Consider the following 11090-nt stretch of genomic DNA (forward strand, 5'->3'; position numbering starts at 1 on the left):
CATGAGCGGCGCCATCGCCGGGACTGGCGTTCCTGCACCGAGCCTGGTGCGGGCCCGCCGGTCCTCCCTCACGCGCTCCCGCATCAGGGCGGCCTGGCTGTTCATCGCGCCGACCCTGGTCATTCTCACGCTCATCGCCGGCTGGCCCCTGGCGCGCACGATCTGGTTCAGCTTCACCGATGCGAGCCTCAACTCCCTCGACGACTACGACTTCATCGGCTTCGAGAACTACCTCGCCAATTACGACGGCGAGTGGCTTGGACTTCTCACCGAGCCCGACTGGTGGCACTCCGTCTGGAACACGGTGTGGTTCACCGCCATCTCCGTCTCCATCGAGACGGTGCTCGGCATCGTCGTGGCGCTGATCCTCAACGCCGCCTTTCCGGGACGCGGCCTCATGCGCGCCGTTATCCTCATTCCATGGGCCATTCCCACGGTGGTGTCCGCGCGCATGTGGAACTGGATGCTGCACGATCAGTTCGGCGTCATCAACGACATGCTCCTGCGCCTCGGGCTCATCGCCGCGCCGATCACCTGGACGGCCAATCCCGACACGGCCCTGTGGACCGTGGTGATGGTCGACGTATGGAAGACCACGCCGTTCATGGCGCTCCTCATCCTCGCGGCCCTCCAGATGCTGCCGGGCGACATCTACGAGGCCGCGAGAGTCGACGGCGTGCATCCGGTGCGCGTGTTCTTCCGGGTGACGCTGCCCCTCATCAAGCCGGCGCTTCTCGTGGCGGTCATCTTCCGCGCGCTCGACTCCCTGCGGGTGTTCGACCTGATCTACGTCCTCACCGCCAACTCCCGCGACACGGCCTCCATGTCCGTTTATGCGCGCCAGCAGCTCGTGGACTTCCAGGAGGTGGGCCTGGGCTCTGCGGCCTCGACGCTCATCTTCCTCATCATCGCCCTGCTCATCGTCATCACGCTGGCCCTGGGACGGGTGCGGCTCGGGGAGGACCCGCGGTGAAGCACCTTGCCCGCATCGGCTTCTGGCTGCTCGTGCTCGCCATCGGCCTGTTCTCGATCTTTCCGTTCTACTACGCGATCGTCTCGTCCTTCCGGTCGGGCGCCGAGCTGTTCTCGGTCGCCTACCTGCCGCAGCGGCTCGACTTCTCCAACTATGCGGCCGTGTTCGAGCGCCAGCCGTTCGGGCGGAACATCCTCAACTCGATCCTCGTCGCAGGCTCCGTGGTCGCGGTGTCGCTTGGCTTGGGCATCACGGCGGCCTACGCGTTCGGGCGCATCGCGTTCAGGGGGCGCTCGCTCCTGCTCATGACGATCCTGGCCGTCTCCATGTTTCCGCAGGTGGCGGTGTTGTCGGGCATGTTCGAGCTGATCCGAAGCCTCGGGCTCTATAACACCCTGCCGGGCCTGATCCTGGCCAACCTCATGCTCACCCTGCCCTTCACGGTGTGGGTGCTCACCACCTTCATGCGCGAATTGCCCAAGGAGATCGAGGAGGCGGCCTATGTGGACGGGGCGACGCCCTGGATCGTGGTGCGGCGCGTGTTCCTGCCGCTCATGGCGCCGGCTGCGGTAACCACGGGGCTTCTGGCCTTCATCGTCTCCTGGAACGAGTTTCTGTTCGCCCTCACCTTCACGCTCACCAACGAGCAGCGCACCGTGCCGCCCGCCATCGCGCTGATGAGCGGCAGCACCGCCTATGAGCTGCCCTGGGGCACGATCATGGCGGCCTCCGTCATCGTGACCCTCCCCATCATCGCCCTGGTACTCGTGTTCCAGCGCAAGATCGTGGCGGGCCTCACGGCAGGTGCGGTCAAAGGATAAAAGGGTTTTCGACATGGCCGACGTTGTTCTCAAAAGCGTTCAAAAATCATTCGGCAAGGCGAAGATCATCCATGGGGTCGATCTCGGCATACGCGATGGGGAGTTCGTCGTCTTCGTCGGCCCTTCGGGCTGCGGGAAATCAACGCTGCTGCGCCTCATCGCAGGCCTTGAGGACATCACCGCAGGCGATCTCTTCATCGGCGGCGAGCGGGTGAACGACCTGGCGCCCGCCAGGCGCGGCATCGCCATGGTGTTCCAGTCCTATGCGCTCTACCCGCACATGAACGTCTACGACAACATGGCTTTCGGGCTGGAGCTGGCGAAATCCTCGAAAGGCGAGATCGACCGGAAGGTGCGGGAGGCCGCGCGGATGCTGCAGATCGAGGCGCTCCTCGACCGCAAGCCCAAGCAGCTCTCCGGCGGCCAGCGCCAGCGCGTCGCCATCGGCCGCGCCATCGTGCGCGACCCGAAGGTGTTTCTCTTCGACGAGCCGCTCTCCAACCTCGACGCGGCGCTGCGGGTCCAGACCCGCATCGAGATCGCCAAGCTTCACACGGACACGCGGGCCACCATGATCTACGTCACCCACGACCAGGTTGAGGCGATGACGCTCGCCGACCGGATCGTGGTTCTCAACGCGGGCCGCATCGAGCAGGTGGGCACGCCGCTCGATCTCTACCACCGCCCGGCCAACCTGTTCGTCGCCGGCTTCATCGGCTCGCCGCAGATGAACTTCATCGAGTGCAAGGTTGCGGGCGTGGGGCCCGACGAGGTGCTGGTGAGCCTTCCCAGCGGCGGGACCCTCTCGGTTCCGGTCCTTCCGGATGGAGTGCAGACGGGAGAAGCCGTCACCCTCGGCATCAGGCCTGACCATGTGCGGGTGAGCCCTCGAGGGTCTGTGGGAGGTCGCGTCGAACTCGTGGAGGAGCTGGGCGAGAACCACCTCCTCTACGTCGATGCGGGCCAGGGCCGGAGGCTGACCGTCCGCGAGCCGGGCGATGCGCGGCATGAGGTGGGCAGCACCGTGAGCCTGGATCTCGCCCGCGAGTTCTGCCACCTGTTCCGCCGTTCCGGCGAGGCTCTGCCCTCCCGTGCCGGAACGGCCAGCCCGGCGCCGTCCTCGCCCGATCTGGCCAGCAGCGCGGCGTGATCTCCGTTCAGCGCGGACCATGCCTGCTTAACGCCGGCGGAGAGGCGGCGAATCCCCTCGGAGGCTCACCACCGTGGATCCCCCGTCCCCGCCTGAGGATAATCCTCTCCCGGCCAGGTTGAGGGAGCGTGGATCGCACAGGTCTCCAGTCTCGACGCCGGGCGACTTCCCCTATACTGCCTATGGCCCGGCAGGCGGATGAGGAGGCAGCCCATGATCTCAAGGGACGACGAGTTGGTCGCTTTCATCGATGGCCTTGCACCCCGCGCCCGCCTCATGGGCGTAGATCTCGGAACCAAAACCATCGGGCTTGCCCTGTCCGACGTGGAGCGGCGGATCGCAACGCCGCTCGAAACCATCAAGCGGGTGAAGTTCACCCCGGATGTGGGACGCATCAAGGAGCTGGTGGAACGCTACGAGGTCGGCGGCCTCGTCTTCGGCCTGCCCCTCAACATGGACGGCACGGAAGGCCCCCGCTCCCAGGCCACCCGCGCCTTCGTGCGCAACCTGAAGCCCCTCCTGCCCTTGCCGATCCTGTTCTGGGACGAGCGCATGTCCACCATGGTGGTGACCCGCACCCTCCTCGACGCGGACGCATCCCGGGCCAAGCGGGCCGACGCGGTGGACAAGATGGCCGCCGCCTACATCCTGCAAGGGGCGCTGGACCGTCACGAGCGGATGGCCGCCGACGCGGAGGCCGCAGAGGACGAGGCAGCCCTTCGGGCCGGCCTCCACATGGACAAGACGCCCGAGGACGGTGCGCTGGACGATTAGCCCGGCTTGCGGCCGGGACAGGGGGCAACCGCAATCGGTCAGGAGCCCGGCATCATAGCCGAAGATCCGTCGGGAATACCGGCATGGGCCTTCGGCCGATGTTTTTCGCTTTTTGAACGTGCAATTTTGTTGCGATAATCGCCTGACGTCGAGGCTTGCCTATACGGGAACAGGCGATTGAAAACGTTTCCCATTTCATGGCTTGACGAGGTGCCAAAAGCCGCCTATCTCAGCGCCACCAGCGACGCCAGTCGAAAATTCTTGCCCTCGGATGGAGTAACTCTCCGAAAAGGCGAAGAACCACAAAGGCTTCGATGGGGGATAGTTTAATGGTAGAACAGCGGACTCTGACTCCGCTAGTCAAGGTTCGAGTCCTTGTCCCCCAGCCAACTGATTTTCCAGCGCTTTTTCCGTTTACCGCCTGGAACACAGCATGAACGTCCTCCGCGGTCGGGCGTTTAGTCGGGAATCTTCGTCCCCTTTGTGCTCCCCTTCCTGTGCGCCCTTTCGAGCTTCCGGATGCCTGACTCGGCCATGGCCGTGTCCCTGTCCAGGTAGTTCGCGTCAAGGATTGCGTGCACGTCCTCGAGCGAGTGGCCCGTGATCGTGGCGATCTCTGGCACTGTGCATCCCGCCTTACCGAGCCGCGTCACAGCGGTGCCGCGCAGGTCGTGAAAGGTGCGGCCCGTCACCCCGGCCTTGATGCACGCCTTCCGCCAGGACGATCGGAACCCGGACTCCGTCCATGGATTCCCGTCGACGTTCACAAGGATCAGGTCGCCCTGTCGCGGAGTGCGGTCCAACACTGTCTTCAAGGGACGGGCGATGGGGATTACGACGGCCACACCAGTCTTCGACTGCGTCAGCCGAATGTACGTCCCGTCATACGCTGACCAGGGGAGCCGCAGAAGGTCACCCTGTCGCTGTCCCGTCCACAGGGCCATAAGGAAGGCGAGGCGCAGCCCATCGGGGGCGACTTCGAGGAACGCGGCCTCTTGGGACGGGGACCACACCTTAGCCTTCCGAGAGCCGTGATAGAACCGCCCGCCCTTCTCGCAGGGATTCGCATCGATGTCTCCGCGGTCGAGGGCCCACGACAGCACCCGGGCCAGGACGGTCCAAGCGTAATCCGACTGCCGGCTCGACCGCTCGGCCAGGCGATCCCGCCAGTCCATGAACACGCCGCGGGTCCGTTTGGCCGTCATCGCCTTCAGCGGGAAGTCGCCGAACTCCTTCTCGATCGCCTCGATGTGCCGCACGTAGTCCCGTTTCGTCCGTGGGGCCAGCTTCCTGAACTGCACGCTCCCCTGATAGGCCTGGAGGACGGACTGGAGCTGGGTCGAGGGATGGGCCAGCCTGATCGCCGCCGCCTCGTTGTAGGAGGCGATGAACTCGGGGGAGCCGTACTCGCCCTTGACCGGCGGACCGCCCTTCCACGCATACCAGTACGTCTTCCAAGTCCCGTCAGCCAGCTTCTTCCGCCTCGAGTTCAATCCCTTAAGTCGTACGCGCATCGCGCTTGGCCCTCCACGTGTCCAGTGCGGAATCGGCGGTGTCGGAATCCCGGCGGGCCGGGTCGCCCGAGACGAGAACGATCCTGCCGTCGGCCTCGATCTCGACGCGGGACACCTTCATGCCGGCAGCGGTCGCGCCCCTCACGGCGCGGGCGACGTCGGCCTGCCTAAAACGGCCGGGGCGATTCATTGCGAATCCTCCCGTCGCCGCAGGCGATCGCCTGCGGCTTGAATCCCTCGATGCGGGGACCGCTGCTCGGTACTCAAAGGTATCGCCGGCCCGGAGGCCGAACCCGGTACACCATAAGCCCAGGCCCGGACCTTGTTCCGGAACACAAATCGACGCACCGCAGGGCTGGGATTCGAGAGCGGCATGCGGGCGTGTCCCGCCATGAATCCCCGGGAATTACGCGGACTCATGACGGCAGCCCCGGCGGGGCGAAAGGACAGGAGGCATTCCCGCTCGAACGGTCGCGACAATCCCGAGGATCCCGTCGAAGGACACATGCCCATGTCTTGCGAGCGCATCCGCGAGTTCGTCCAGCGCGGGCCTGTGCGCCCGCAGCAGCTCCCTCGCACGGTCCAGACCCTCATCCAGCACCCGGTTCACCGTCCGGAGCAGGGTGCGGTCCGTCCGTACCCGGGCGAGCAGTTCTTCCTCGTCCCGGGACGCGAGATAGGCCAGGTCCGCGCCGAAACCCAGCGACACCTCCATGGCGGCGGCCAAGGTGGTCGCCCGCTGGAGGTCGGCGCCCCGGGAGCCGCCCCCGCTGTCTGAGCGGACCCCGAGCACGACCTCCTCGGCAGCCAGTCCCGCGAGGATCCCGGTGATCTCGGCGAGGTACGCCTGCCGCGTGCGCAGCAGGTCGGTCGCATATTCGAAGTTTGTCACCCCGGCCTCGGAGTCGGCCGACGCCGCACGGAAGACCCGCGACTCGACCGGGGCCTTCCCGGACTCCTTCAGCAGCAGGCAGCCGACGACCGCGTGTCCCGCCTCGTGGATGCAGGCGCGGCGGAAGTCGGCGTCGGACAGGTGCCGCCTCGGCGGAAGGGCAGCGGTGAGGTCGTGCATCCGCATCTCCCGGCACTCCCGGCGGGCGATGCGTCTGGCGTCGCGTACGACCCGCTCGATCACGGCCCCGGACGCGCCCTCCAGACGCTCCGCGACCTCGGTCAGGTCGGCACCGGGAAGGGCATCGCGGAGGTGGTGCCGCAGGATGCCCTTGCGCGCCTCAAGGTCGGGCAGAGGAATGACGACGTGCCGGTCGAGCCTGCCGGGCCGCATGATCGCGGGATCGATCTTGTGCGGCAAGTTGGTGGCCCCGACGACGACCACGCCCTCGCGCCCCTCGATGCCGTCGAGGCACTCGAGGAAGCCGTTGATGACCTCGCGGCAGTACTGCTCGTGCCTGACGTCGATCCTCTCCCGGTCGCCGAACGAGTCGAGCTCGTCGACGAACAGGATGCAGGGCGCGTCGGCCTTGGCCTCGTCGAAGGCCCGGCGCATCGCCTTCAGCAGGTCGTTGAGAAGGCCCCTGGCCTGCCAGCGGGCGAGGGAGTGCACGTGGATCGGCACGTCGCACGACTTGGCGAGCGCCCGGGCGAAGGTCGTCTTGCCGGTTCCCGTGGGACCGCTGACCAGGATACCCTTGTCCATGTCGGCCCACGTGATCCGCCCGGCCTTGTAGTCCGCGAAGTCCCGGGCCGCCGACCGTCCCCATTCGGCGGCCTCGCCCAGGCCGTGCAGGTCGTCGAGGGTCGGCCGGTCCGGGCCGTCCTTCGCCTTCCCGATCGGGGACGGGTCACCCGTCCGAACCAATCCGAGGATCCGGACCGTCTGCCGGAGGTTCCGGCCAGGACGGATGATCGCACCGACAGTGGGGAGCGGCACACCCTCGGCGGCATCCAGCAGGGCTTCGTCCGGCGGATGCCCGAGGACCGCTTGGACGGCTCCCCTGAGGGCCTGGCGGTCGACGGGACCGGGTGTCAGGACCGCGTCGGCCGCGGCGCGGAAGAGAGGCGGGAAGTCGTCCAGGCCGGAAGCGAAGGCGAAGAGCCGCGCCCGCGACGCCAGCTTGTCCCGCACGAAGCTGGCATCCCTTCGCGACCACTTGACCTTGCGATCGAACGTGATGATCTCGTGGTCCGGGTCGAGCATGGCGCGCCGGGGATCGAAGCCATCCCTGACCTGCTCACCCAGCAGGGCCTTTCCGGCTTCGACGAACACCTCCCGATCATCGGGATCGGGAACCACGAAGCCGACGGCACAGGACAGTCCGCCCAGCACGTGATGCAGGCCGGCCGTCCGCAGGGTGCGGATGAGCAAATTCCGGGCCAGGGCCTCGCCCACGTCAATGGGGCGGCGTGCGACTTCATTGTGCCTGTTTGAGGGAAACCGTGCGTTGGTCATGGCTCTCTCCATCACGTACGCAGGTTGCCGACCGGGAACGCGCAGGAGCGGTCCGGCCTGCCCAGGGCATAGAAGTGGATGACCGTGCGCGCGTAGCCGAGGGCGGATGCGAGCACCCACGGGCCCGTGGTGATGCCGGTCCGCCCGTCGGCGATCGTCGGGTGGTTGAACATGACGCCTGTCAGGCATGGATCGGGACGGGGGACCGCCCGCCAGGAATGGATCTTCGGGCAGGCTGCCAGCGCGGCCTCGTCGGGATGCCGGCCCCGGCGGATGTCCTCGAGGGCGTGCACGAGGCCACGCAGGCGGTGGATTTCGGACTCGAGCTCGGGTGCCGGGCCGTTCTTGTCGATGATGAAGGTCATTGGGCGTGCTCCGTCGCATGCGGCTCGCGAACGACGGCCGGCGACTTGCGGTGTTGCTGTGAAGGATCGGTTCAGACGTGGGAGCGGTAGACGCGGGTCTCGGGGCCGATGCGGGCGTCGTCGAGATCGATCTCCACGAAGCGGCGCAGGGCCATGGTGGCGATGACGCCTATCGGGTCACGCCCATCGCGGATCACCTGCATGCACACGGAGAGCGGCATCGGTCCCTGCTCCTCGAGGAGCGTGAGCAACCGGACGCGGTCGCCGAGCGAGATGCGGTGGTTCGCGTAGCGCAGGAGGTCGCGGGCGTTGTCGAGCCGGAAGCCCTCATGGAGGTCGCACTCGCTGACGGCCTCGTAGCGATACCCGAGGTCACGGGCGACGTCGGACACCCAGTCCGGCGGCGGCGACTTCGCGTCCGGCGAAACGGCATCGAGGAGGATCGTGCCGTCGGATCGCTCGACGGCGAAGTCCGGCACGTGCATCCCGGTGCCGTAGGCAAGGATCGTGGGCAGGCAAGTCCAGGACACCACGTCGGGATCGAGGTCAAGCAGGCAGCCGAGGTCGCGGGCTGCCTGGTTCCGGAACAGGGGCACGCCACGGCAGCGGACGGTTCCGGGCGGATGGAAGAAGAGGGCGGACGCGCTCTCGCGGATGTGGGCCAGCAGGTCGGATTCATCGTCGCCGACGATGTCGGAAGAGGAGATGATGGGCATGGGTACGCTCGTCCCAGTGCGGACGGCGGCGGCCGTCGCGTGAACCGATCAGGGGCGGGTTCGGGAAGTCAGCGTATCGAGGCTATTCCGATACCGCGCGGGCCAACCGTGCGCTTGAAGCGCGATCCGGTATCAGCGGGATGTGCGGGAGCCTTGGTCATGACTGGAACAAATAGAAAACATGGCCAAGGTTGTCAACACGATATCCGCTACCCCTTTCGAGATCGGGGCCGATCGAGCCGCGGCTCATGCCCGTGCCTGCTCCTTGAACACGGTCTTGATGACATTCCCTCCGTGCCAAGTCTCCGACACCAGCCCCGCATCCGCTTCCGCCGCGCAGGTGGATATCCCGGTTGGCGGTCCAGGGAAGCGACGGTGCGGTCCTTCATAAGCCACTGCGGCCCGGTGGGTTGCCCGAGTGGCTCGGGGTCAAGGTTCCCTGGAACGCGGAGCAAGCGACTTAAGCCTCAGCCATCCATGCTGTTTGTCTCAAAAAGCCACTTCAACCCACGATATGTCGTTTGTTTCGGCTTAAGGCCCCCTGTTTCAAGCTCAGCAAGGATCCTGGATTGTCCATGGACCTTGCACGGCTCCGTCCGACGATTTCGCCACTTCGGCAGCCATGAACGTCGAGACCGAGACATGGTTCTCTGCTCCGCCAGATTTCCCCCACATTCCACAGCTTGCGAACAAAGCAAGAACATTTTCGTGGTGACGCAGGCTCGGAGTCGGTAACTTCGCACCCTTGATGGAGGTGACGATGACTGACCAAACCCAAACCGCATCCGACACGGACGAAGCGGACACGCACGTCCCAGTGCTCCCGTCCTGTTCCGGATTTCCGTGCATACGGGCATCCCGACGGACGACCTGCGGGTACTGCGCCAGGGCGTGGAGCAGCCCAATTGCCTTGACGAGCTCCGTGCCGCCATCGATCACGCCGTCCAGCATGCACAGCGTGAGGCTGCATAGGCGTCCGGTAAAAACACCTTCACGGTCCTAGGGGTTTCCCTCGCCTCCCCACGCCTCCTCTTCCACGCGGCGCTTCTCGCCTGAGAGGCAGTCGGCCTGCGCTCCGGCAGGAAGGACCAGAGGCGATGGGCCAGGTCCGGCGATTTCGCGCAGGACCTTGGTCTTGATGACGGACGGGAACTGGTCGGCTCGGCGGAGCGGGATCATGAACGCGCCGGCTCCTCCGATGACGCAGTCCACGTAGTATCGGTCCAGGTCGCCGAACTCCCAGCCGCTCACCATCCCCGGGATCTGGATCGTCAGCCTATTGATCGTGATGCCCTCGGCCACGGCATGATCGCGCACGTGCCTGACCTTAGGACCATCGTTGTTCGGACCGTCACCCGAGATGTCGATCACCTGCCGCGCCGGCCTGTCCACGAGATCCGCAAAAAAGCCTCATGCTGAAGTCGATCACGCCGGAGATCGAGGTCATACCGGCCTGCTGGATCGGCTTGTGTCCGAGCTGGGACGCGAAGGTCCGCGCCGCGTCCGTTCCGTCGATCACAGTCCACGGCACGAGAACGGTCTGCTCATCGACTCCTGACCATTCGACATATGCGACGGCGATGCGGCCGAGTGCTCCCCTTGCGATGGTCTTGTGGACCACCGGTGATCGAAACGCCTCGATGAAGCCCGAGCGCTGAAGCGACTGCTCGGCCTGCGCCATCGAGGACGACACGTCCACGGCGAGTATGAGGGCAAGGTCGAGTGTCGTCTCGGATGCGGCGACAGCGCCACTACAGATACAGACGAAGGACATGCCCAAGCACGAGGTGCGATGTCGGCCAAGCACGGCTGCCTCCCCGTGGGATGCTCCATGGAGCTGTCATGCCATGCAGTTGAGGCCAATGAATGTCGGCCATGGCACAACTCACGAAATCACCTGCCCTTCGCGAACGTCCGGTGTTCGCGGCTTGAGCCGAAATTTGGGGTACTTCCGGGATGTGCCATTTGCTGACCTTGGAACATTGTCCAAAGCACAACAATCATCTACGGCTCATCTCCTCTTGCAGGATAGGTCAGCAAAGAGCGTGCTGCCCGGCGGCTCACAAGGAACAAGATCTGGCCCTGATCATCGCCGCGAGCCCAGTGCGTCATTACTCCCAGCGCAAACGGCGACGCCTACCCATCCCTAGTTAGGTTCAGTTCAGCCAAGCGGATCTCTGCCAGAGCCTTGAAGGACCCTGTGGGGAACTGCTCAAGGTAGGCCTGGAACATCGCCGGGTTGTCGCTCTCCTTGACCGTATCCCAGAAGGCGAGTTCGACGGCAGAGCTCTCCGGCGCAGGTTGAGGCCTCTCTAACAGGTCGGGCTTGGCGAGACGTTCCTGGGCCAGAGGGGCAAAGATCCCGTC

At 65.7% G+C, this 11090-nt stretch carries 11 protein-coding genes, 1 tRNA gene and 1 pseudogene; 5 read left to right on the forward strand and 8 right to left on the reverse strand.

Translation table 11 applies throughout. The annotated features are described in order from the left end of the window. The first annotated feature begins 1 nt into the window (after position 1). From JKG68_RS16045 to JKG68_RS16065, 5 genes are all read left to right on the forward strand, one after another. The gene (locus JKG68_RS16045; RefSeq protein WP_202061371.1) at positions 2 to 973 is read left to right on the forward strand and encodes a carbohydrate ABC transporter permease; all 972 of its coding nucleotides are present in this window, start codon (positions 2 to 4) and stop codon (positions 971 to 973) included. Next, positions 970 to 1794 (forward strand): carbohydrate ABC transporter permease, encoded by an 825-nt coding sequence (locus JKG68_RS16050; protein WP_202061373.1) that lies wholly within the window; start codon positions 970 to 972, stop codon positions 1792 to 1794. The genes JKG68_RS16045 and JKG68_RS16050 overlap by 4 nt, the downstream gene beginning before the upstream one ends. 13 nt (positions 1795 to 1807) lie before the next feature. Continuing rightward, positions 1808 to 2944, forward strand: coding sequence for an ABC transporter ATP-binding protein (locus JKG68_RS16055; RefSeq protein ID WP_202061375.1), 1137 nt, complete (start codon positions 1808 to 1810; stop codon positions 2942 to 2944). A 213-nt stretch (positions 2945 to 3157) separates the two neighbouring features. Then, complete coding sequence (ruvX, locus tag JKG68_RS16060) at positions 3158 to 3718, forward strand: Holliday junction resolvase RuvX (protein WP_202061377.1); 561 nt, start codon at positions 3158 to 3160, stop codon at positions 3716 to 3718. A 315-nt stretch (positions 3719 to 4033) separates the two neighbouring features. Next, positions 4034 to 4107: transfer RNA gene (locus tag JKG68_RS16065), tRNA-Gln, on the forward strand. A 69-nt stretch (positions 4108 to 4176) separates the two neighbouring features. On the opposite strand, the gene JKG68_RS16070 is transcribed toward JKG68_RS16065, so the two are convergent. From JKG68_RS16070 to JKG68_RS16105, 8 genes and pseudogenes are all read right to left on the reverse strand, one after another. Further along, positions 4177 to 5232, reverse strand: coding sequence for a tyrosine-type recombinase/integrase (locus JKG68_RS16070; protein ID WP_202061380.1), 1056 nt, complete (start codon positions 5230 to 5232; stop codon positions 4177 to 4179). Beyond that, positions 5216 to 5422, reverse strand: coding sequence for a hypothetical protein (locus tag JKG68_RS16075; protein ID WP_202061381.1), 207 nt, complete (start codon positions 5420 to 5422; stop codon positions 5216 to 5218). Before JKG68_RS16075 ends, JKG68_RS16070 begins: the two co-directional genes overlap by 17 nt. 216 nt (positions 5423 to 5638) lie before the next feature. Then, positions 5639 to 7654: an AAA family ATPase gene (locus JKG68_RS34540; RefSeq protein WP_312890821.1), complete on the reverse strand. Its 2016-nt coding sequence runs from the start codon at positions 7652 to 7654 to the stop codon at positions 5639 to 5641. After that, positions 7654 to 8007: a hypothetical protein gene (locus tag JKG68_RS33470; protein WP_202061388.1), complete on the reverse strand. Its 354-nt coding sequence runs from the start codon at positions 8005 to 8007 to the stop codon at positions 7654 to 7656. Before JKG68_RS33470 ends, JKG68_RS34540 begins: the two co-directional genes overlap by 1 nt. A 71-nt stretch (positions 8008 to 8078) precedes the next feature. Then, positions 8079 to 8723, reverse strand: a complete 645-nt coding sequence (locus JKG68_RS16090) for a hypothetical protein (RefSeq protein ID WP_202061389.1) — start codon at positions 8721 to 8723, stop codon at positions 8079 to 8081. Positions 8724 to 9722: 999 nt separating this feature from the next. Further along, positions 9723 to 10094, reverse strand: a complete 372-nt coding sequence (locus tag JKG68_RS34260; RefSeq protein WP_202061391.1) for a DUF1194 domain-containing protein — start codon at positions 10092 to 10094, stop codon at positions 9723 to 9725. Continuing rightward, positions 10075 to 10530, reverse strand: a complete 456-nt coding sequence (locus JKG68_RS34265; RefSeq protein WP_202061393.1) for a DUF1194 domain-containing protein — start codon at positions 10528 to 10530, stop codon at positions 10075 to 10077. The genes JKG68_RS34260 and JKG68_RS34265 overlap by 20 nt, the downstream gene beginning before the upstream one ends. A 329-nt stretch (positions 10531 to 10859) precedes the next feature. After that, a pseudogene (locus JKG68_RS16105) lies at positions 10860 to 11090 on the reverse strand (adenylate/guanylate cyclase domain-containing protein); the annotation flags it as partial.

The sequence above is a fragment of the Microvirga aerilata genome (assembly GCF_016743775.1).
Lineage (GTDB): Bacteria > Pseudomonadota > Alphaproteobacteria > Rhizobiales > Beijerinckiaceae > Microvirga > Microvirga aerilata.